The sequence below is a fragment of the Paenibacillus terrae genome (assembly GCF_005217525.1).
Lineage (GTDB): Bacteria > Bacillota > Bacilli > Paenibacillales > Paenibacillaceae > Paenibacillus > Paenibacillus terrae_C.
In genome coordinates this window covers 553,989-576,634 of the sequence record NZ_PNXQ01000005.1, presented here as the reverse complement: position 1 = coordinate 576,634, position 22,646 = coordinate 553,989, and the positions used below count along the sequence as shown (strand labels likewise).

Genomic DNA, 22,646 nt, shown 5'->3' with positions numbered 1-22,646 from the left:
CATGGGCTACGTCTTTTTTGCAGCAGTTGCAAAAGTTGTTTGCTGTACCGTTTTCTAAGGAAGAGACGGCGTATTTAACTCTGCATCTGCTTAGCGGGAAGTTCCGTTACCAGCAGGAGGAAAGAAGGGGAAAACAAGGCGCACTGGTAGATAGCCACCCGCTTTTGCCTGAGTTGGTTGAGCAGTTAGTCCGGCGGATGTCTGAGCTGAATATGATTGCCTTTTCCAAGGACAAGATGTTGCTGAAAGGGTTGAATGTCCATTTATATACGACCCTGAACCGTCTTCAATATGGGCTGACCGTGTCCAACCCCATGCTGACCGAGATCAAGAAGATGTACCCCTACATGTTCGACCGGGTTATTATTACACTGGAAGAGGTGGGGAAATGGATCCGGCTATCCTTCCCCGAGGAGGAAGCGGCGTATTTAACGCTGCATTTTCAGGCTTCTGTGGAGCGATTGCACCAGAAAGAGAGTCATCCCCAGAGAGCCATCATCGTGTGTCACATGGGCATCGGTATGTCCCAACTGCTGCGCACCAAGGTGGAACGTAAATTTCCGGCTGTACATGTGGAGACAACCCTTTCCAAAGCGGAGGTCCAGGACTATCTGACAGCCAAGGAGGTAGATCTCGTCATTACCACTGTAGATCTCCCAGAGATGGACATTCCGCACATTCTCGTCTCTCCCTTGTTGGATGCCAAGGACGAGCGTCGGCTGGAGCAAGTGATCCAACGACTGGGTGAGCCGGGACAGAGGACGGCAGACGAATCTGTATTTTTTAAATATACAACACCTTTTTTGGTCTTTCCCCAGCAGGAAGTGCAGCATCCGGAACAATTGATCTCCAAGCTGGCGCAAATACTGGAGGACAAAGGATATGTGGAGCCCGGTTATGTGGACAGCGTACTGGCGCGAGAAAAAATGTCGGCTACGACGATTGGGGGAGGAATAGCTATCCCGCATGGCAGTTCTGAGTGGATAAGGCAGTCCTCCATTGTAATCGCTACCTTGAAGCAGCCGCTTACTTGGGGAACCGAGAAAGTAGAGCTTGTGTTCTTGCTTGCGGTCAAACAGGATGGGCGGGAGGAGATACGCCAGTTATTCAAGGAATTGTCTCTGCTCAGTGAGCAACCTGCTTTAGTTCATGCCTTATCTAAGGAGACCGATGCAATGAGGCTATTAGGGAAAATGAAGGGATAAACTAAAATCAAAAGCTGTGCTCTGGAGCAGGACTTATGGATAAGTCCTGCTTTTTGTCGGTATAATTCCGTTTTTCCGAAAGTTCCGGTAAAAAGTTCGTCTGTTAACAGCAAGATAGGCGCTTATACTATCAATGTAAGCGGGAACATCGGAGAGAAGGGGAATGACTATGAAGATATTGGCGATTACCTCATGTCCTAACGGAATTGCACATACGTATATGGCAGCTGAGAATTTGCAAAAGGCAGCAGCAAAGCTGGGCATCGAGATGAAGGTCGAGACACAAGGCTCCATTGGAGTCGAAAATCAACTGACTGAGCAGGAGATCCGTGAGGCAGATGGCATTATTATTGCAGCGGATAAAACGGTGGTTAAAGACCGCTTCGTGGGTAAGAAACTGCTGGTCGTTGGCGTACAGGATGGCATTCGCCGTCCAGAAGAATTGATCCAGCGGGTGATGAAGGGTAATGTACCTGTGTACCAAGCAGAGTCACGTTCTGCCGAAGATAGCTCACAGGAGAACAAACCGAAACAAAATCCCATCTACCGCCACTTGATGAACGGTGTATCCTATATGGTACCCTTCATCGTCATTGGGGGATTGCTCATTGCCATTGCGTTGACGATTGGCGGTGAGAAGACACCAGGCGGTCTGGTTATACCGGACGGTTCATTCTGGAAGACGGTTCAGGATATCGGCTCGGCTTCGTTTACCTTTATGATACCGATCCTCGCCGGATTCATCGCGATGAGCATTGCGGATAGACCGGGGCTTGCACCGGGTATGATTGGCGGATTCATTGCTGCGAACGGCAGCTTTTATGGAAGTGAGGCGGGGGCTGGATTTATCGGCGGCATTATCGCCGGTTTCCTGGCGGGTTATGTTGCACTTGGTATTCGGAAAATTAAAGTTGGCCGAGCGTTACAGCCGATCATGCCTATTATTATTATCCCCGTATTGGCATCTTTAATTGTTGGATTAATCTTTGTCTTTGTGATTGGTGCTCCGGTCGCACAATTGTTTGAAGCTTTAACAGGTTGGCTTGCAGGTATGCAAGGTACAAGTTCAATTCTGCTGGCATTGATTCTAGGTGCGATGATCTCCTTTGATATGGGCGGCCCTGTGAACAAAGTCGCTTTCTTATTCGGTTCGGCCATGATCGGTGAAGGGAATTATGAAATTATGGGGCCCATCGCCGTTGCGATTTGTATCCCGCCGATTGGAATGGGACTTGCAGCGATGATCAACAAACGTAAATTTGCACCTGCGGAACGCGAGGCTGGGAAGGCAACATTCACGATGGGGTTGTTCGGTATTACCGAAGGTGCGATTCCATTCGCGGCACAAGATCCACTGCGTGTTATTCCCAGTATCATGGTAGGGTCCATGGTCGGTTCTGTCATCGCCATGTTGGGGAATGTAGGTGATAGGGTAGCTCATGGTGGACCGATTGTAGCTGTACTTGGTGCAGTGGACCATGTGCTTATGTTCTTCATCGCCGTTATTGTCGGCGTAGCCGTATCGGTTGTCCTGGTGAGCTTGCTGAAAAAAGATATTGTAGCAACTGTAACTTCGGATGTTGCTAGGGAAGCGATGCCTGGACATTCTACCGCAGGAGCTGGACAATCTGCGATTACTACAACGGCTGCTGCGGAGTCATATGCTTCAACAACCGTTACAAATAACGGGCTAGGCGTGCCTCCGCAAGCCATTCACATTGAGAAGCTGACGGATATTGTAACGATGGATCTGATTAATTTGGAGCTGGAAGGAACGACACGAGATGCTGTGATTGATGAAATGATCGGAGCATTTGAGAGAACTGGAGTCGTAAGCTCTGCCAGTGATTTCAAACAGGCGATATTAGCCAGAGAGAAAGAAGGCTCCACAGGCATTGGAATGAATATTGCCATTCCTCATGGCAAATCGGAAGCTGTCCTAAAGCCAAGTGTGGTCTTCGGCATCAAGCAGGGCGGTGTTGACTGGAGTAGTGCAGACGGAAGTGAAGCAAAACTGATCTTCATGATTGCGGTACCGCGTAATAGCAAAGAAAATGCGCATCTGAAAGTGCTGCAAATGTTATCGCGTAAGCTGATGGACGGTCATTTCCGAGAAGCGCTTCTAGAAGCTACAACGAAGGAAGAAGCATATCAATTGCTGGATCAGGTGCATTAATTCAATGCGCTAAGAACTTGAATCAAGGAAGAGAGGCTCCCGAAGTTTCAGTCGGGAGCCTCTTTTTTGAGAAGGTCTTTGCGTGAGTCAGCGGCGTTCACCGTGTGACATGAGCATGATGCCGAGAAATACAAAGCCTGCACCAGCTAGATGAGCAAATGAGAAGGATTCACGGAGGATGATATAGGACAGCAGTAGTGTGCTGACGGGAATACAACCCGTGTATACAGCTGCTGTACTAGCCGGTACTCTTGACACGCCCCGAAACCATAATACGTAGGCTAATGCTGTGACAAAGATACCATAATATAAGACTAGCCCAATCTCCCCTGCACCAACGTGGTTAAAGTTGAACTGTTGGGCCTCCACAAAGGAACAAGCCAGGAACATGAAGAATGAAAAGAGTGTTATATACATGGTTCCAAGCAGGGAAGAGACTTGGCTGGATAGCATCTTGCGTAATACCGTCAGTGCGGCTTCTCCGAACACAGCAGACAGAACAAGCAGCAGGCCAATGAACGAGGTTTCGTTGGGAGCATTGAACCAGAGCGCCGATATGTGAGGTACTTGCAGTGCCAAAACACCGAGCAGTGAACAGGCGATTCCGAGACCGGGGCGTAGCGTAATCTTTTCTTTCAGCAGTACATACGAAAGAAGTGCAACGATAGCTGGGGTCAAGCTTGTTAAAATTCCACTTTCGGAAGCAGAGGCGTAGGCCAGCCCGTACAGCATTAGGACGCGGAAGAGAAACATGCCGATCAGAGCCTGAATGAACAGGATTAATGCATCCTGTTTGCTGATCCTTAGTGAATATTTCTTGATGAATACAATAGGTACCAAGAACAGAAGGGCAACGGCCAGACTGGCAGATTGCGATAAAAAAACAGGCAGCCGCATCACGACCAGTTTACCGACTACCACAGAACTGCCGACAATGGAGGTTGCGATCACTAACTCCATGTAAGTCGAAAAGGTTGGTTTGTTCATTTCATCTCACCTCTTGTACAGATATTGATATATACTGTAGCAATAGAAACTGGGCACGTGTAGATCCAGTTGAAGAGGTTTTTGACAGTACCGCTTGAGGGGGCAGCCTATGTGGTTATCTATTGATAAGAATGTGACAGTTCCGATGCTGCGTCAGGTGTATCAAGCGATACGGGACCGTATTTTAGCCGGAGAACTGCATGCAGGATATAAACTTCCTTCGACCCGGGTGCTGGCCTTACAGTTGAACGTTTCCCGGAATGTTATTCTCGAAGCTTATGAAATGCTGCTAGCCGAAGGCTTAGCCATTGCGCGCCCGGGTTCAGGTACCTATGTAGCCGAGGGGGCCGTTCTTCCAGGTTATGTATCCGCACCGCCTATCGAGGCGTCTGTGTCTGCAATGAATACTCCATATTCAAATGAGGTGTCGGTAATTTCCTTCCGGACAGGCCTCCCCGCATTGGAATTGTTCCCGCGCAAATCATGGGCCGACTTGCTTCAGAGCGTATGCAAAGAGGCTCCTGATCTGGCACTGGGTTATGGCGACCCTGCTGGAGAGCCTGAGTTACGAAGGGAGCTGGCCGACTATTTGGTTCATACCAGGGGAGTGAAAGCCAGACCGGAACATATTGTAATCACTAGCGGAGCAGTACAAGCGATTCAGCTTGTCACCCGTCTGTTGCTGTCAGCTGGGGATGAAGCTCTGGTAGAGGAACCGACAAATGAAGATTTAAAAAGCATTCTGTCGGCGACAGGAGCCACACTGCGGAGTATGCCTGTTGATGATTCGGGAGTTATAACAGCGGATCTGCCGCAAAAGAGACACCCCAAGCTGGCATATCTGACACCCTCGCACCAGTTCCCGCTGGGAGGTACCTTGCCGATCCAAAGGCGGATCGAGCTTATCCAGTATGCAGCCCGGACAGGATGCCTGCTGCTCGAAGATGATTATGACAGTGAGTTCCGGTATGATGGTGCGCCCGTCCACTCCTTGCAGAGTCTGGACCCAGACCGGGTGCTATATGTCGGGACGTTTAGCAAAATTTTGTTCCCCGCACTGCGGATCGGCTATATTGTTCTTCCCCCATCACGAGTCGTTGATTTTATCCGTTTAAAGCAACTGACGGATTACCAGACGGCGAGCCTAGAGCAAATTGTGTTGAGTCGATATATCAGGAAGCGACTCCTGCATAAGCATGTACATAAGATGAAAAAAGTGTACGCCAAGCGTCGTCAGGTCCTGCTTGATAGCCTGGAGCAGCATTTTACAGGGCAATATCGGGTATGTGGCCGATCAGCTGGTTTACATTTGGTAGCAGAGTTTCAGTTCCCACTCCGAGAGAATCTGCTAGAACATCTCCGTAGCGAAAATGTATTTGCGGCACAGCTCGAAGGAAATCGACTGCTAATGGGCTACGGGCATCTAAAGGAAAACGAAATTCGTGAAGGGGTTAGCAGGATTAGGAATGCCCTGCAACGGTAGTACACGCAAAAGTAGCCTATCCTTAAGTGAGGATAGGCTGCCCTTTTCATAGCAAGATATCGTTTTCCATGACCATCTATTCATACGAGGTTTGAGTCATGTAATTGCTACATAAAATCGAAAAAATAACGAATCACGTGGAAAAAGACGGGCGAGGTGTAGGTCAGGCTATCGACCCGGCTTAAGTAGCTTTTTTTCAAAGCATCGAACTTGTCGTCATCGCCGATTAATAAATCTCGCTTCAGCACGGAAACCGTTAAGCTGCCGAAGAAACCGCTCAAGCTGATCAGCATGCCGGAAATAATTCCAAATTTAAGGTCAAACGGCGTCAGATAGGGATAGATTAGATAGGAAGCCGCTATGGTTACAGGAAAAGCAAATGCAAAGCCTTCCCAAGTTATATTGGGATTGGATGTCGGGACGATTTTCCGCTTTCCGAAATAGAGTGATGCCAGATAGTGTGCAACATCATTGAGCTGCGTCAACACCACTAGAAAAAGTACGAGTTTCGCCCCGTATTGCGGCGTAGCAAACTGAAAATAGGCCAGATGACTCAACCCGAAAACCATCAGCATGAGTCCCCATTGGGTCGAGCTGACACTGCGCAGAAAACCGACCGTTCCTTTGTTAATCAATCGCGGGAGCGGTAGCAGCAAGAATACATAAATAGGGATAAAGACAATAAACATCCCGTACCACCCGATATAAATCCAATAAAACTGCACAGGAATCGCCAAGTACGCCCACAAAAAAAGTCTGCGATCGGCTTTTCTGGATTTGATCATGGAGAAATATTCTTTCAGCGCAAAGAAAGTGAGTGCCATCAGGGAAAGCAGTGAAACAATCGGATTAAAAAGAGTTGCCAAGCAAAAGATAAAGAACATGCCCCACCAGGTTTTGATGCGAAGTCCGATGGCTGCATAGTCTTTGTTGGGCTGTGTTTTGACGATCACAACATAAATCAATTGGATAGCCAATAAGGCTGTGAAAATAAGGATTAACGTTAATAGCGAGCTGTCCATTGCCAATCACCAACTTATCGCGAGGTAGGAGTCCATTATAGGATTCCTATGTTATTATGAAGGAATAATCCAAACTTGATAAGGAGAAATTTTGTAAATGGTAGCTGATCAATCCGTCTTTATTCTGCTTACGAATACAGGAACATTTCTTACGAGAGTCATTAAAAGCTATACGAGAGCGCCATACAATCACGCCTCCATTTCCTTCAACCGGGAACTTTCGGAGTTATACAGCTTCGGGAGAAAGACCCCCAATAACCCGCTGGATGGTGGTTTCGTGAAAGAGGATATTAAGACAGGTACATACAGCAGATTTCCGAATACAACATGTGTCATCTACGAGCTTCAAGTAACCGACCGCGAAGTCGAGAAAATGAAACGGGTCTTACACGTCTTTATCCGAAGTCGTCAAAAATATATGTATAACTTACTGGGTTTGATTGGTATTGCACTTAAGGAACCCGTCGAGTTCAGCAATTCCTATTTTTGTTCACAGTTCGTCGCAGAAATTTTACAGCGATCTGGTATAAAAATATGGAACAAATTGCCCGCACTTATTACACCGGACGATTTTCGGCAAAGCGACCGACTGCATTTGATTTATGAAGGAAAATTGAGTGACTACGAGCCTCAATCCTGAGCGCGAGCGCCCCTTTAGTCAAACGCCCCGCGCCCCTCTTTAACAATTCGCTTTGATATCTCTAATTCTCCTAACATTTCATTTGCTGACACAGCCGCGTATTCATCAATTCCAAATTAGACAAGCGTCATATTTATAGTTACTATAGAAAGGTAAATAAAATCTGAATGGAGGATTTCATATGAAAATCGCATTAACAGGAGCAACCGGGCAACTGGGTTCCATCGTGGTAGAGGCGTTGCTTGCATCGGTATCGGCAGAAGACCTTATTGTTAGCGTGAGAAATCCGGAAAAAGCAGAAAACTTGCGTGCCCGTGGCGTTGACGTTCGTCATGGCGATTTTGATAAACCAGAGACGCTGGACCAAGCGTTTGCTGGTGTAGACCGACTGCTGATTATATCCGCAGACGGCGATAATGATACGAGAATCCGCCAGCATAAGGCTGCTGTGGATGCTGCTGTACGTGCGGGAGTAGGCTTCATTGCTTATACCAGCGCTGCCAATGCGGCTGACAGCACGCTGTTCCTTGCACCTGTACATCGTATAACGGAGGAGTTCATTCGTGAATCGGGCATTCCTTACTCCTTCCTGCGCAATAACTGGTATCTTGAAAATGAAGCAGGCACGATTCAATCCGTGCTGGCCGGGGCTCCTTGGCTGACTTCAGCAGGCTCGGGTAAAGTAGGTTGGGCTGCCCGTGCAGATTATGCGCAAGCGGCGGCAGTCGTTTTGTCCAGCGAAGGACATGAGAATACAATATACGAGCTTTCGGGCAAGCCGATTACCCAAGAAGAGTTTGCGGCGATTCTTGCTGAGGTGCTGGGTAAGGATGTGCCTGTACAGCAGGTAGACGATACTGCGTATGCCGATATTATGCTTGGTGCGGGCGTACCGGAAGCCGCAATCCCTATTGTGGTCGGTATTCAGCAAGCGATTCGTGAAGGAGCTTTGGATGTTGTAAGCAACGATTTCGAGAAGCTTCTGAAACGCCCGCTTACGCCGCTTAGCCAAGGAATTCGTGAGCTGGTTGAGCAAACAAAGGCATAAAATCGCCGTAGAGCACATTTTCAAAATATGATTCTGCTCATGATGAAGGATGCTACCCTAACAAGGCGTGCATCCTTTTTTAATCATCAAAATTATTATAAAAGGAAAGGGAAATCCCAAACTAATTTCCTCTATTAGTGGAATCGTTGCTCATTATCCAATATACTTGTAAGGAACTCCAGGGAGGGCTTGGAGCGAGGTTTGTTCATAGAGTGATCACAGTAGTAGAATTTTGAAAATGAATGGAGTACATAATACTATGTCTAATTTGCCAAATTGTCCGAAATGTAATTCAGAGTACACCTACGAGGACCGGAGTCTTTTCATTTGCCCGGAATGCGCTCATGAGTGGTCTTCCGAATCAGAAGCAGCAAACAATGAAGATGTAAAAGTCATCAAGGATGCCAATGGTAACGTTCTAAAGGACGGCGATTCTGTAACCGTCATTAAAGACCTTAAAGTCAAAGGAAGCTCATCCGTACTGAAAATTGGCACAAAAGTAAAGAATATACGTCTGGTGGAAGGCGATCATGATATTGATTGCAAAATTGATGGCTTCGGAGCGATGAAATTAAAATCGGAGTTTGTGAAAAAGAACTAGCGACCGTTTGAACGCAATCCAGCGAGTTTGGAGCTTGTACTGGAAAACTCCTTTGAAATCAGAGGGGTTTTTCTTTATATTTTCACCCTTTTCAGTTCAATGAGGATTGAGAAGAGGAGAAGCTAAGCGCTTCTCCTTGGAATATAAATCATTTATAACGGTGCCAGCCAAACGGTTCCGCTTCCCCTGTACACATTGACCAGCCCTTCGCCAGAAGCGGCAGAGCCAAGCTTGGTCTTTCCAGATTTCTCGACGGTAAACTGTAGGGTATTAGACCACATGAGAGCAAAATTGCCGTCTACCTTTAGCACATCGTTTTGCAATTCAACAACGACGGCTTCCTCGGATGGGATAGGCGCTTGCAGGGCAAGAACTCCTTTTCCCCGGGCGCTTAAATTAAATAATCCCTCTCCACCCAGTGCGGCCGAGGAAAGGTTGCTACGGGCAACGACGGATATGTCCAGCGTGGTTTCACAAGCTAAAAACAAGCCGTCTTCGATGGCAATGTGATCATTATCGACATCAATGAGCCAAATGTAACTATAAGTGGGTTCCAGCATAATCGTACCCGTGCCCTTATAGAGAGGTTTGATGGCACTTGTTCCCGTTACCGCACCGGACACCAAATTTCGCATTAGGCCCCCTACGCCTTTTACGCCGGTAGTCATCTCCATATTGCCTACCGTATATTGCATGGCCCCCGCCTTCATCATGATTTCACTATTGTTGATTTCGATCATGAGCTGCTTGCGGCGCATGTTACTTTTGCTCATATAGTAATTGGCTTCCGCAGCCGCAACCGAGGTGCAGCTTAAATCCGATATGTATTCTAATACGCTAAATCCACCTAATTGGTCTGTGATGGCAACATTGTTGTTATCCTTTAGGTTATTGATGACAAAAGCCATGGATGTATGAGCCTCCTTGTTGTATTCATGTTGTGAGGATGGAAATCTCTTTTTAATCCATAAAATATTCGACAAAAAGATTTCGTTTCCTGCGCGAATCTTGACACTCCCCTTGGCTGATTTTCAGACTCAGAAAAGGAGAGCTTGAAAAAGATGCGAAAAAGGTTCAAAATAAAGATATCGGTTTTTAAAATGGTTTGCTCACAAAGCAGCCGATGGGAACGAGATATTGAAGCAGGGGGTAGGACAAGTGGAGATAGGTATCAGCACATTTGTAGAAACAACGCCGGATACACAAACAGGTGAGGTCATCAGTCATGCGCAACGAATACGTGAAGTTGTCGAGGAGATTGTGCTTGCCGATCGGGTAGGATTGGATGTATATGGAGTGGGAGAGCATCATCGTAAAGACTATGCGGCATCTGCACCTGCGGTAATATTGGCTGCGGCTGCTTCGCAGACCCAGCGGATTCGGCTGACCAGCGCGGTCACGGTGCTTTCATCGGATGATCCGGTGCGGGTGTTTCAGGATTTCGCCACATTGGATGGCATCTCCAATGGACGAGCTGAGATTATGGCAGGACGGGGTTCCTTTATCGAATCGTTCCCACTGTTTGGCTATGATCTGGATAACTATGACGAACTATTTGATGAAAAACTCGAACTGTTGTTGAAAATACGGGATTCTGAAAAAGTCACCTGGAAGGGCGGACATCGGCCTGCGATCAATAATCTGGGTGTGTATCCACGTCCCGTTCAGAACCCGTTGCCCGTATGGATTGGTAGCGGGGGCAATCAGGAATCTGTTGTTCGCGCGGGCTTGCTCGGATTGCCGTTGGTTCTGGCGATTATTGGCGGTAGTCCTGTGCAGTTTGCACCGCTTGTGGAGCTGTATAAAAAAGCGGCTGCACACGCAGGGCACGACGCATCATTACTTCCGGTTGCATCACACTCACATGGTTTTATCGCAGAAAATACCGAGCTTGCAGCCGACAAGTTTTTTCCTTCCACCCAGCAAAGCATGAACGTCCTTGGGCGTGAGCGTGGATGGGGTCCCTACACCCGTTCCAGCTTCGATGCCGCCCGTAGCTTTGAAGGGGCGCTGTATGTAGGTGATCCTGATACAGTTGCCAAGAAAATCATTCACCTGCGCAAGCAGGTAGGCGTTACACGCTTTCTGTTGCACGTACCTGTAGGTACGATGCCGCACGAGGATGTTATGAGAGCCATTGAGCTATTGGGAACAGAGGTAGCTCCGCGCGTTCGCGAGGAAATATCCAATTGGGAAGCTGAGAGCAAATAAACGTTTTTCAAGTAATTGCATAGACATGAGGGGTTTGCGAAAACCCTGACATAAAAGAAAGGAGCAGGCCATTGCGAAAAGGTCGCTCCTTTCTTTTGGTTCAAGAATAATTTATATAAGCGAGGAGTTTGCAAAATCCTGAAGCTTGAGCTAGAGATATATTGAGTTCACTAATATTGCATTATTTTCTTCTTAGCTTTTCAGGAAATACTCTACGATTGAGTGTTATAGGTGTTCCCTGTTTCACCTTTTTAGCCGCTTTAGGCGTTCTAACGACCAAGGATTCTTCTTTGCTTTGTTTGGAAGGCAAGGCTGTGCGGACATTATCGGATTGAGTTGCTCTTTGGCTGGTGCTGGTAACAAGGTCAATCGTGTAATTTGCATAGATTGAGCTGACCGGAATCCGGCGCATCCCTAGATTTCTACAGGTCGTACACCCTACGTTCCAACACCAATGGAAGGCCTGGTTAGGGATTTGGGTATAATAGGAGCCTGACCATGTGCGTCCGAAGCTGCTTTCGGCATAGTAATAGAACGTATTACCTCCGGCATATCCTTTCCAAACTTCTCTTGTTTGCCCAGGATCTACACGATACCAGCCGATCTTGGCATAGTTGACAGGACTACAGCTGAAATTCGGATAGGCGTAGGCAACATAGATAGGTGCATTGGTACTGTTCCGGAAATTGAGACCCATTGTCGTCACTTCTTTCCTCATCATAGTAAATTCACAGTGTAATCTATGACAATTTAAAAGAAGGGATTGGACAGGGATCTCCTAATTACTAAAATTGAACCATTTGCTGACATCTATTTTTTGATGTTCATACCTATATCGCCACTCGTTGGAGTCAGGCTGGTACGTATAATCCTTTTGCCACGCTAAGATATTTTCCACAACCATTCGTATGGAAGAGATCAGATAGGAGACTTCCTGATTCGTCATCATGGGATGGAGGGACAGGCGTACCCAGCCGGGTTTTCTCGATAGATCTCCCACATGGATGAGGTCTGACATTTGATTAGAGGTTTGTTGATCAATGCCCAGCAAATAGTGTCCGTAGGTTCCTGCACAAGAGCAGCCGCCGCGGACCTGAATTCCGAACCGATCATTCAATAATTTTACGATCAGATTGTAGTGGATATGGTCGACCACGAACGAAACAATACTTAGCCGATGTTCACTTTTTCCCCCCAGTATGTGCAGGCCCGGTATTTCGTCCAGCCCGTTTAACAATAATGACGTTAATTCCTTTTCGCGCTCCAAAATGCGACTGAGGCCCATCTGTTCCTTCAGTTGGATGCAGAGCGCCGTTCGCATCGCCTGTAGAAATGCAGGAGTTCCCCCATCCTCGCGTGCCTCGATATTATCTTTATACTCGTACCCACCCCAAGGGTTGGTCCAGCTTACTGTGCCACCTCCGGGTTGATCCGGGGCGCAGTTAAGACACAGTCTGGAATCCATAATTAAGACGCCGCTTGTTCCGGGGCCTCCGAGAAATTTGTGGGGAGAAAATACAATCCCATCCAATCTTTCAAGCGGCTCTGCGGGATGCATGTTGATCGCGGCATAAGGAGCGCTTGCGGAAAAATCAATGAAACAAACGCCGCCATGCTCATGCATTTTTCGGGATAGCTGGTAAATCGGCGGCTCAAATCCCGTCACATTGGAGCAGGCTGTGAAAGCGCCGATCTTGGTAGGACGATGACGGAACTGAAGCAGCAAGCGTTCCAGATTTGCCGGATCAACGGTACCATCAGGAGCGGGAGGAATGCACACAACGTCTCCAATCGTTTCCGCCCAGGAAATATGATTCGAGTGATGCTCCATATGTGTGACAAAAATAACGGGGCGTTCTTTTTCAGCGATAGGGTAGTGATGCTTTAATTTCTCATGTATTTTCAATCCCAACATGCGTTGAAGCTTATTTATGGCCCCTGTCATACCGGACCCGGCAAACAGAATGATGTCGTGCTCGTTGGCATGAACGTGGTTTTTAATGATTCGCTTTGCCTCTTCGTAGGCTTGGGTCATCAAGGTACCTGTCAGATTAGACTCTGTATGGGTATTGGCCACAAAAGGGCCGAGATCATTAGCTATTCTGGACTCGATGGGCCTGTACAGACGACCGCTGGCTGCCCAATCCGCATACACCAGCTTTTTTTGCCCGTATGGAGATTCAAAGGTTTGACGATATCCGATCGTTCCTTCCCGATATCGTGCGAAAAAAGCCTCTCTAGAAGGCTGATATGCACTATTGTTGCTTCCGATCCGAGCCTTGAGCATACGGGCGCCTCCCATGTGGTTCTGTCTTCTTAGGGTACGTAGGAAGACGCGAATGGGTTAAAAAAAATAGGCGAATGTCATCATTTTGTCAAAATAAAAGCCTCATCCGAAAATCGGACAAGGCGTGCGTACATCTTATATGAACAGCTGCATATCGGATTCGAGCGCATCTTTGAGATACGTTTTAGCCTCGATAATTTCCAGTTCAGGTATAAATTCTTCCGGTTTAAAACCCATGATGTCCACGGATAGCTTGCAGGCATAAAATTTGACGTTCTTTTTCCGTGCCCCCTTCAAAAAGTGAATCAGCTTCGGGGCTTCGTTATCTTCGATCATTTCCGTCAGCATCAGCTTGCCGAGACCGCTAAAATTCATTTTGGACAATGGCAGCTCCTCAGGTCCTTTTGGAGTCATCCAGCCCATGATTTTTTCATAAATCGTCTTGTCCTCAAGCGTCATCTTATCAGGATCACGTACCAGAAATAGTCCCCAGAACGCAAAAAACATCGTCACGTCCACGTCCAATTCCCGAGCCGTATTCGCTAAAATAAGTCCAGCCATCGCCTTATCGTAATCCCCGCTGAACATGAGCAGGTTCATCTTTTTGTCCACTACATTCCGCCTCCATTATCAACAGATATATTCAGTATGGATTTGGAAATGAAAACTATGCATGGTTCACCGTGTTGTCTGAAGCCGCAAATTTTTCTCACGGCACACTCGACAACTCAGCAAAAGATATCCTGTCTACAATATCAAAACCGTTTCCCTGTCCTCTTGGCTTCACAACTACAGTACCCAAGTTCGGAATCTCGCCCAAACCAATGCCTTGAGGGAAGCTGTGAGCAATGATAACTTTGTTGGTCCCAGAAGGTGGAACTTTCTCTAACACAGAAGTCAGTTCGGCTAATGTACTTTCCTTCTCTGCTGCGGTTACATCACCACTTAGATTGTAAATTCTAACCCAGAAGGGATCTACATGAACATTTTCTGCTCCAAAAGCTAATTCTGCCGTTTCCCTTGTTCGACAAAAGGGACTTGCTATAACTGGAGTTTGAATGGGGATTTGTAAGCTCTTTATCCTTTCCCCAAAAAGTAAGGCTTGTCTTTTACCTTCCTCGGAAAGATTCCTTTGGAGTGAGCAATCGCCTAAGACGAGATTAGGTTGATCTTCTCCTAGCGTTGCTTCACCGTGCCTAACGAACAGAATGTATCCACCCTGACGAAGAGAACTTAGCAACTCTGGTTTAACTGGTCTAGCTTCCGCTGTATTACCAGCTGCTCCCACGATTTGTATCGGAGTCATAAGGAGTAAAGAAAGCATGCATGCATAAACTAACCTTTTCATCTTCACATCTCTCCCCCTAAGAATACAATTTTGAGATATAGTATATGTACTGAGGGAAGAAAAAAAACGGGGAATAGTATAAGTTACTGTTTCCATAGGCTAGGCGGTTGTAACCCTCTAACATTGAGTTTTTTTACTATTTAACAATATGCTGCCAATCCTTTGCTGCGCCTTTTCTGCAGTTCCCTACCCAAAACATGACGCTACTTATGCAACGGTTCGCCGTTAGCAATGTCATATCTCTAAGCTGTTCCTATTCTGTATAATCTCAAGGGGATTCAAGACACAAGCCTGAGATCGGGAGGATCATAAGAAAGTGAGTATAGAGAACAAATATAAAGCACTTGAACTGGAAAAGCCGGGCATCTACGAGCTGGAGGGATTGGAAGTCGGGGTCACCTCCAATTGCAACTTCAAGTGTGATTATTGCTGCGCATATCAGCGGAATGATGGACAATGCATCAGCAGTAAAGAAGTGATACGCATCATTGATGAAATTCCCACCTTAAAGCGCGTGCGGCTGTCCGGGGGAGAAGTGACCTTGAAGTATGAGGACTGTCTGGACATTGTGGCTCACTGTTCGAGCAAGGGAATTGCTACTCAGCTTAACACCAATGCCAGCTTGCTCAGTCCTGAACGGATTGAGAGGTTGCGGGATGCAGGTCTTTCCAACATTCATATTTCCTTCAACTTCACGGACCCTGAAAAATATGCGGCATATTATCATGTTCATCCGCGCATGTATGAGACAATCGCCCAGAATATTCGGTTATGTACCGAAGCCAAGCTGGAAACGGTGCTGGAGACTTTGCTATTTGCCGAGACGCAGAACAACATGCCGGCAATCAGCGAGAAAGTATATGAACTAGGTGTACGAATCCATGAAATCCAAAATAGCATCGTGATGGATCATACGAACTGGAACGCCATTTCCACCAAGGAGGCACTTGTCCGTTCTGTTCATGACCTGATTGCCCATAAAAAGGACGATACCATGCTGTATTTCACCTGTATGGATCGTTTTGCAGAAGCACTGGGCTTCAAGGAGCAGCCGGGTGTTTATTTTTCCAACTGCGTAGATGGTAAAAAGCAGCTTCACCTTCACGGGAACGGCGATATTCTGATCTGCGAGCTGTGCCATCCTGTGGTCATCGGCAATGTTTATGACGGAACGTCCTTAAAGGATATTTACACACATAAACCGAAGCCGCTTCAGGAGTTTCTCGACAAACTGCCTTGCCCAGCATATGATGCACTTTTCCCGAACGGGATCTGAGAGGGTAAAGATGTAAGTAACAGAGTGATTGCTCTTAAAAGCGGCTATTGCTAAATAGCAGGGATGTTACAGCATCCTTGCTATTTTTAATTATATATTTGATCATAGGTTTATCAGCATTTACGGTGCGGAAAAGTGAAATGAGGCAACTACCTGATTTCTATGGAATTCGTTTTCGTGAAAGGGTTTACATGCTAGAATATAAGAAGGCTATCCTCTTACGAAAGAAGGAACAGATATGAAATATAGAAATGTAGGCAGCAGTGGTCTTAAAATCAGTGAAATTGGTTTGGGTAGTTGGTTGACGTACGGCACAGCCGCCGAGCAGGAAGCAGCTCATACCTGTATTACCAAAGCCTTTGAACTCGGGATTAATTTCTTCGATACCGCCAATGCGTATAATCGGGGTGAGGGCGAAAAGGCTATGGGAGCCGCCTTGAAGCCTTATCGAAGAGAAAGCTACGTGTTATCTACGAAGGTTTACTTTCCTATGGATTCCGGTCCTAATGACAGGGGACTGTCCCGCAAGCACATTATGGAGCAATGCGAGGCTAGTCTTAAGCGTCTTGGCACGGATTATATCGACATTTACTTCTGTCACCGTTACGATCAGGACACTCCTTTGGAAGAGACGCTGCGGGCTTTGGATGACCTTCAGGCTCAAGGCAAGATCCTGTATGCTGCGGTAAGCGAATGGAGCGCTGCACAGCTCACAGATGCCTATGGCATTGGGAAAAGGCTGAATCTGCGCCCGCTGATTGCCAACCAGCCGATCTATAATATGTTCGAGCGTTATATCGAGCGCGAGGTACTACCCGTATCTGGGCAGCTAGGTATCGGCCAAATTGTATTTTCTCCGCTGGCCCAAGGTGTGCTCACAGGTAAATACAAACCGGGACAACCTGTACCGACAGGCAGTCGCGGGGCCGATGCCTCGGTCAATCATGTCATTAACAGTTATATGAACGATGCTGTTCTTAACTGTGTACAGGAACTAGATAAGCTGGCGAAGGATCTGGGCATCAGTCTGTCACAGCTTGCTCTGGCCTGGATACTTAGAGATCCGGGTGTCAGCGCTGCACTCATTGGGGCCACTAAACCGGCACAGATCGAAGAGAATGTGAAAGCAGTGGAGGTGACGCTTCAACAGGAGCAATGTGATGAAATTGAGCGGATTCTGAAGCAAGTAGAAGGATTTGAGCCTTTGCGTTAAGCATTCACACGAGCCTCTGAAGAGGGGAACCATCAATAAAAAAGTCTCGCTCTTCCTGTCCGTAACAGAGAAGGGCGAGACTTTTTAACTTGCTTCAAGCATAGCGTAAATACCCGAAATCACACTAAATATAATCCCGCTCACTACAATGAGGGTTTGTTTCTTACTAAGGTCTATCGGATCGAAAAAGATGGGCAACAGCCACTCCTACAAAGGAAGAGAGTATGATATTAGCTACTATGCTGGTGCCATTGATGAATAATAAAATAGCTCTCCCCCTTCGGGGTAACGATGATAGTCATTTTATTGTACACGCAGGAATAAAAGTGCTCAATCATTTGGAAAAAGCCCCAGTGCTTTCGCCTGAAGCTTTTGACTGATTATAATGCTGCTTTAATGACTTTTTTATAATACAAGATGGATAGCATCCCGAAAATGGAGTATAAGGCGGTGTATAGTACCATAACGATGATCATAGGCATCCAAATTTCAGTTCCAAACAAGAACCAGCCGGATTGGACGGCGAAATAGCTATGTGAAAGGCCAATCACTAATGGGATGCCGAAGTTAAAGAGTTGTTTTATTTTAATGCCTCTAAGCAGGTCCCCTTGTGTGAACCCTAATTTTCTCAACACCGTATAATTGTTTTTTTCGTCTTCGCTCTCATCCATTTGCTTAAAATAAAGGATACAGCCTGATGTAATGAGAAAGGTGAGTCCTAAAAATCCAACTACAAACATGATCACCCCCATCTTTCTCTTCTGATTGCTGCTCATTTCAAAGCGTGATGTTTGTTGGTCATTAAAATTGGCGGCTTTAAAGAGGCGATCAGCTGCCTGGATTTGCTCTTCATCGATCATATCAATTCCAATATATAAGGATGATTCCTTTTGAATCTCAGGATTGATATCCTTCTTTAACCGCTCAAATACGGTTTCGTCTACAATGACAGTGGGTAGCCCCCCGGCTGTAAAATAATGGGGAATAACATATTGCTTTTTTAGACCCAAATATTGTTGATGTATGACTTCTTTTTTTCCCTTCAAGTCCAATGGGCCAAAGCTTTTCAAGGACATAAATTTCTGCAACATATCATTATAGCCCGTTAAAATCGTTTGACCTGGAGATACATCCGTAGCCTCCACAGATTCATCGCTTATGACAGGCAGCGTCATGGAATTCGCACCGACATCTAATCCTTCCAGAGGAGTCTCCATAATTAGCGCTGTGTTCACACTGACTTGAATGACTTCAATTTTCTTTTCACGATACTGTATGTCATGCTCCTGAAGTAACGTTTTGAATTTCTCCGCATCCGCTTCATTCGTCATTGCAAAATGGGAAGGTACATTGTCCTCAGCCGCTTGATCCGCAGAATAATAGGCGATATAGCTTAAGGAGAGTAAACCGATGGCAAGTGCCGATACCGTCGTAATAATGGTCAACAACAAAGCATTGGATTTCATGCGGAACATAATGGATGAGAGAGACAGCACCTCATTAATGTTTAAATAGCCGCCTTTACCTTTTCTGATGATATTTGAAATAAAACGGATTGATCCTTTATAAAAAAGAAGTGTTCCGATGATGACAGAGCCTAGAATAAACACCATAGCCATAAATAATTCATTCATGGATGTAAAGTCTCCACCAAACAATTTGGAAGAAACATAGTATCCTAAAGCGATGAATGAAATTCCAATGATCCCAATGATCATCTCAAAGATAGATATTTTCTTGATTTTCCCTTCGGTGGTTGAGGTCACTCTGAACAAAGACAAAATACTCTGTCTTTTAATAAAGGAATAATTCATGACCATGATCAACAGGTAGATGACACCAAAAACGATGAGTGTTTGAACAAGTGCTTGGTTAGAGAAATATAGAGTGGCAATGGCTTCGACGCCCGTCGTCTTAAATAAAATCATGATCACTAATTTGGAAAAAGAGAATCCAACCCCAATTCCAATGAATAGTGAACTGAAGTATAAAATTAAATTCTCCGCACTTAGGATGCGAAAAATTTTGTTTTTAGTCATTCCGATCAGTTGAAATAGGCCAATTTCTTTGCTGCGTCTTTTTATAAAGATATTATTAGCATACAAAAGGAAAATACAGACAATAGCGACCAGCAGGACGGATGCTGTTCGTATGGAAGCTGCACCTTTAACAGAGCCCTTCACTTCGTCCATGGAGGGATCGTATTGTAATGTGACAAAAGCGAAATAGAGCGCAACACTGAAAATGAGAGCAAAAACATAAAGGTAATAATTTTTTAGGTTTTTTTTCAAATTCTTTAGAATGAGCAGATTAATGTTCATATTGGACCCCACCTAAGACCCCTTGGGTTCTCATGATATCTTGGAAGAAGCTTTGTCTTTCTTGTTCACCTTTATGAAGCTGTGTATACATTTGTCCATCCTTAATAAAAATGACTCTACTGCAATGGCTGGCAGCGACGGGATCGTGCGTGACCATAATGATGGTTGCTTTACGCTTCTGGTTTAACTGGCCCAGCTTGTTCAATAAATCGGAAGCTGATTTGGAATCCAGCGCACCCGTAGGTTCATCAGCAAAAATAATACTGGGCTCATGAATAAAGGCTCTAGCCGCAGATGTACGCTGTTTTTGTCCGCCCGAAATTTCATTAGGGTACTTATCTTTCAGTTCATAAATTCCCAGTTCTGTAGCTACTTCCTGAAATTTTAGGTTTGCTTCTTTTTTAGACGTTTTGGTGATGGATAAGGGTAAAAGAATGTTCTCCTTCACGGTTAGCGTATCCAGCAGGTTATACTCTTGAAAAATAAAGCCCAGATATTTTTTGCGAAATTCAGCCAGTTGCTTTTCCTTCATTTTCGTCATTTCGATGTCATTGATTTTGATGGACCCGTGGCTCACGTGATCAATGGAGGAAAGGACATTCAGCAGTGTGGTTTTACCTGAACCAGAGGCTCCCATAATACTGACAAATTCGCCTTCTTCAATAAGGATATCAATTCCCTTTAATACCTCCTGCATATTTAACTTATTACCGTAGCTTTTATGAATTTTATGGGCTTCTAAAATATTCACTTCGATGCACTCCTTTTTGTTCTTGTAACTTTATTATAATAATAGGGATGCTGCTTTTCCTTTGATTGAGCGAACAATACATAAAAGCATGTGACATCTCTGTCACATGCTCACCATACTCACGAAATCATTTTGTTTGGGAAAAATTAAAGTAAAGGTTGTACCGGCGTCCGGTTTGGAATGCATATCTATATGTATGAGCAAAGGCGTTGCTGCCTTTTTCGTTAAATATAACCCCATGCCCGTTGAAGTATGATCAGAATGCTGGGTCGTGGATGTAAAACCTTTCTCGAAAATACGGGGTATATCCTTCGGATCAATACCGCGCCCAAAGTCTTGGACCTCAAGCCGTATCCGATCCTTTTGTTCATAGCTGTGAATGATGATATCACTGGCATCGCTATATTTGATGGCATTGGTTAAGAGCTGCCTAACGATAAAAGCAAGCCATTTGGCATCACTCAGCACTTCCATGTGCTCAAGTTGGATATCAAAACCGATCCCTTTTTGGATGCACCATGACTGTAATGCTTTGATCTCTTTAAAAACAAGAGATTTTAAATTCACTTGCTCGATATACAAATCATTTTCAATAAAAGATATGCGTTTGTGATGGAGCTGCTGGTCCAGCAGTAAGTGAATTCGTAGCCATTCATAGGTTAACTGAGCTTTTAGGGACTTGTCGTCCAACCGCTCAATCATCAAATGCATGGTGGTCAAAGGTGTTTTCACCTCATGAATCCAGGATAATAGTTCATCTTTTTCGTGTTCAAGTGTCAATTGATTTTGCGAGATGATTTGTTGTAATCGTTCGGTCTGGTCGGTGATTTTTTGTTCAATGATTTGCTCAAACGGACTCTCCGGTTCGCCTATACCCGTTAATTCGAGAGGGCTTTCCCATTCTTCCAGTGTTTTATAGAATTTGGTTTCTTTAGGGTAGCGGATGATTAAAAAAACCAAGAAAACCATCATAGATAAGAAGACTATATATAGGATCGGCATCAACGGGATTGCTGCATCCACATAAGCGATGAGCAGGATAAGGAATTGCTGACATACAAAAAGTAGAATCCAGCTTCGCCTTTCCATAAGATATTTTTTAATCATAGGCAAGTGCCTCTTCCGTAGCCATGTAGCCTTGCCCCACCTTCGTTTCGATGAAACGACCCAAGTCCAGCTCATCCAGTTTTTTTCGCAGGCGATTCAAGTTGACGGTCAGGGTATTGTCGCTGACAAAACGTTCATCATCCCAAAGGCTTTTAATTAATTCCTCCCGGGAGACAATTTTGTTTTTCTGCTCAATTAGAAGCTTTAAAATATAAATTTCGTTCTTGGTTAATTCGATGGAGCCAGCCTCATTGGCAACTACATTTTTTTCGTAATCGACCGTGGCTCCACACCATGTTTTCAGGGAGACAGGTTCTGTATTGTAATTGTACACGCGGCGAAGTGTCGCCTGTAATTTTGCAATGAGTACATCAAAATGAAACGGTTTTTGGATAAAATCATCCGCTCCAAGCTGCATCGACATCACCATATCGGTAGGGTGATCACGTGATGATAAGAAGATGATAGGGACATTAGAGCGGGATCGAATCATTCGACACCAATGAAACCCATCAAATTTCGGTAATTGAATATCAATCACGACCAGATCAGGCTTTATCGTTGTGAATTCCTGAATTACCTTACTAAAGTCCTGGATGCCATACACATCATAGGCCCATAGAGTTAATCTATCTTTAACTTCATGAAATAAAGTTTCATCATCTTCAATTAGCAAGATTTTAAACAACGATTTCACCGCACTTTTAACTTTTTTATATAAAGTGTATAGCAAAATTGGTTTGCATGCTATATGTGTAATCCTCTACTTTATACTGCGCTAATCTGCTGTTAATAGTTGAGCCCTATAGTAGGATCTATATCCACAAATATCATATAAACTAAAGGATGGATGCAAGTATGGGGATTCATACGTATTTTCGATCATTAAACGAGTTGGAAAGGATCATCCGCTGTCCAGGCAAGTTTAAATTTGAAGAACACAGCGTATCTGCTCATTCATGGAAAGTGG

The 22,646-nt window shown here is 45.3% G+C and carries 21 protein-coding genes and 1 pseudogene; 11 read left to right on the top strand and 11 right to left on the bottom strand.

All coding sequences use genetic code 11. The annotated features are described in order from the left end of the window. Window positions 1-1,205, top strand: a 1,205-nt coding sequence (locus C1I60_RS25285) for a BglG family transcription antiterminator (protein ID WP_252361589.1), incomplete at its 5' end; no start/stop codon positions are given. A 169-nt stretch (window positions 1,206-1,374) separates the two neighbouring features. Next, complete coding sequence (locus C1I60_RS05815) at window positions 1,375-3,381, top strand: PTS fructose transporter subunit IIABC (RefSeq protein WP_137061015.1); 2,007 nt, start codon at window positions 1,375-1,377, stop codon at window positions 3,379-3,381. A gap of 87 nt (window positions 3,382-3,468) precedes the next feature. On the opposite strand, the gene C1I60_RS05810 is transcribed toward C1I60_RS05815, so the two are convergent. After that, window positions 3,469-4,368: a DMT family transporter gene (locus C1I60_RS05810; RefSeq protein ID WP_137060879.1), complete on the bottom strand. Its 900-nt coding sequence runs from the start codon at window positions 4,366-4,368 to the stop codon at window positions 3,469-3,471. A gap of 109 nt (window positions 4,369-4,477) precedes the next feature. Here C1I60_RS05810 and pdxR point away from each other — a divergent pair, with 109 nt between their 5' ends. After that, window positions 4,478-5,851: a MocR-like pyridoxine biosynthesis transcription factor PdxR gene (pdxR, locus tag C1I60_RS05805; RefSeq protein WP_137060878.1), complete on the top strand. Its 1,374-nt coding sequence runs from the start codon at window positions 4,478-4,480 to the stop codon at window positions 5,849-5,851. A gap of 107 nt (window positions 5,852-5,958) precedes the next feature. Here the strand turns inward: pdxR and C1I60_RS05800 are convergent, their stop codons facing one another. After that, the gene (locus C1I60_RS05800; RefSeq protein WP_137060877.1) at window positions 5,959-6,873 is read right to left on the bottom strand and encodes a phosphatidate cytidylyltransferase; all 915 of its coding nucleotides are present in this window, start codon (window positions 6,871-6,873) and stop codon (window positions 5,959-5,961) included. A 97-nt stretch (window positions 6,874-6,970) separates the two neighbouring features. On the opposite strand from C1I60_RS05800, the gene C1I60_RS05795 reads away from it, so the two are divergent. The 3 genes from C1I60_RS05795 (at window position 6,971) to C1I60_RS05785 (ending at window position 9,162) form a co-directional block, all read left to right on the top strand. Then, window positions 6,971-7,513, top strand: a complete 543-nt coding sequence (locus C1I60_RS05795) for a hypothetical protein (RefSeq protein WP_137060876.1) — start codon at window positions 6,971-6,973, stop codon at window positions 7,511-7,513. A gap of 181 nt (window positions 7,514-7,694) precedes the next feature. Beyond that, the gene (locus C1I60_RS05790) at window positions 7,695-8,561 is read left to right on the top strand and encodes an SDR family oxidoreductase (protein WP_137060875.1); all 867 of its coding nucleotides are present in this window, start codon (window positions 7,695-7,697) and stop codon (window positions 8,559-8,561) included. Between the two features lie 259 nt (window positions 8,562-8,820). Then, entirely contained in the window at window positions 8,821-9,162 is a 342-nt protein-coding gene (locus C1I60_RS05785) for a zinc ribbon domain-containing protein YjdM (protein ID WP_137060874.1), read from the top strand. Window positions 9,163-9,314: 152 nt separating this feature from the next. Here the strand turns inward: C1I60_RS05785 and C1I60_RS05780 are convergent, their stop codons facing one another. Continuing rightward, the gene (locus C1I60_RS05780; RefSeq protein ID WP_137060873.1) at window positions 9,315-10,070 is read right to left on the bottom strand and encodes an AIM24 family protein; all 756 of its coding nucleotides are present in this window, start codon (window positions 10,068-10,070) and stop codon (window positions 9,315-9,317) included. Between the two features lie 250 nt (window positions 10,071-10,320). On the opposite strand from C1I60_RS05780, the gene C1I60_RS05775 reads away from it, so the two are divergent. Then, entirely contained in the window at window positions 10,321-11,373 is a 1,053-nt protein-coding gene (locus C1I60_RS05775; RefSeq protein ID WP_137060872.1) for an LLM class flavin-dependent oxidoreductase, read from the top strand. A 181-nt stretch (window positions 11,374-11,554) separates the two neighbouring features. Here the strand turns inward: C1I60_RS05775 and C1I60_RS05770 are convergent, their stop codons facing one another. From C1I60_RS05770 to C1I60_RS05755, 4 genes are all read right to left on the bottom strand, one after another. Next, complete coding sequence (locus tag C1I60_RS05770) at window positions 11,555-12,070, bottom strand: DUF1036 domain-containing protein (RefSeq protein ID WP_137061014.1); 516 nt, start codon at window positions 12,068-12,070, stop codon at window positions 11,555-11,557. An 81-nt stretch (window positions 12,071-12,151) separates the two neighbouring features. After that, window positions 12,152-13,660, bottom strand: a complete 1,509-nt coding sequence (locus C1I60_RS05765; RefSeq protein WP_137060871.1) for an aminotransferase class V-fold PLP-dependent enzyme — start codon at window positions 13,658-13,660, stop codon at window positions 12,152-12,154. Window positions 13,661-13,795: 135 nt separating this feature from the next. After that, window positions 13,796-14,272, bottom strand: coding sequence for a DsrE/DsrF/DrsH-like family protein (locus tag C1I60_RS05760; RefSeq protein WP_025686194.1), 477 nt, complete (start codon window positions 14,270-14,272; stop codon window positions 13,796-13,798). Window positions 14,273-14,369: 97 nt separating this feature from the next. Continuing rightward, on the bottom strand, window positions 14,370-15,008 hold the full coding sequence (locus C1I60_RS05755; protein WP_137060870.1) for a histidine phosphatase family protein: 639 nt from the start codon (window positions 15,006-15,008) through the stop codon (window positions 14,370-14,372). A gap of 316 nt (window positions 15,009-15,324) precedes the next feature. Here C1I60_RS05755 and C1I60_RS05750 point away from each other — a divergent pair, with 316 nt between their 5' ends. The 3 genes from C1I60_RS05750 (at window position 15,325) to C1I60_RS26115 (ending at window position 17,877) form a co-directional block, all read left to right on the top strand. After that, entirely contained in the window at window positions 15,325-16,284 is a 960-nt protein-coding gene (locus C1I60_RS05750; protein WP_137060869.1) for a radical SAM protein, read from the top strand. A 238-nt stretch (window positions 16,285-16,522) separates the two neighbouring features. After that, the gene (locus tag C1I60_RS05745; RefSeq protein WP_137060868.1) at window positions 16,523-17,497 is read left to right on the top strand and encodes an aldo/keto reductase family protein; all 975 of its coding nucleotides are present in this window, start codon (window positions 16,523-16,525) and stop codon (window positions 17,495-17,497) included. Window positions 17,498-17,751: 254 nt separating this feature from the next. Then, entirely contained in the window at window positions 17,752-17,877 is a 126-nt protein-coding gene (locus C1I60_RS26115) for a hypothetical protein (RefSeq protein ID WP_289306502.1), read from the top strand. On the opposite strand, the gene C1I60_RS05740 is transcribed toward C1I60_RS26115, so the two are convergent. The 4 genes from C1I60_RS05740 to C1I60_RS05725 form a co-directional block, all read right to left on the bottom strand. Further along, window positions 17,878-19,818, bottom strand: a complete 1,941-nt coding sequence (locus tag C1I60_RS05740) for an ABC transporter permease (protein ID WP_137060867.1) — start codon at window positions 19,816-19,818, stop codon at window positions 17,878-17,880. It lies immediately after the preceding gene. Next, on the bottom strand, window positions 19,808-20,569 hold the full coding sequence (locus C1I60_RS05735) for an ABC transporter ATP-binding protein (RefSeq protein ID WP_137060866.1): 762 nt from the start codon (window positions 20,567-20,569) through the stop codon (window positions 19,808-19,810). Before C1I60_RS05735 ends, C1I60_RS05740 begins: the two co-directional genes overlap by 11 nt. A gap of 102 nt (window positions 20,570-20,671) precedes the next feature. Next, a complete protein-coding gene (locus tag C1I60_RS05730; RefSeq protein WP_137060865.1) occupies window positions 20,672-21,676 on the bottom strand; it encodes a sensor histidine kinase in 1,005 nt (334 codons plus the stop codon). After that, window positions 21,669-22,364 carry a response regulator transcription factor gene (locus C1I60_RS05725; RefSeq protein ID WP_137060864.1) on the bottom strand — a complete coding sequence of 232 codons (696 nt, stop codon included), beginning with the start codon at window positions 22,362-22,364 and terminating at the stop codon, window positions 21,669-21,671. The genes C1I60_RS05730 and C1I60_RS05725 overlap by 8 nt, the downstream gene beginning before the upstream one ends. A gap of 170 nt (window positions 22,365-22,534) precedes the next feature. Between C1I60_RS05725 and C1I60_RS25280 the strand changes: the two are divergent. Then, window positions 22,535-22,646 (top strand): annotated as a pseudogene (locus C1I60_RS25280) (hydrolase); the annotation flags it as partial.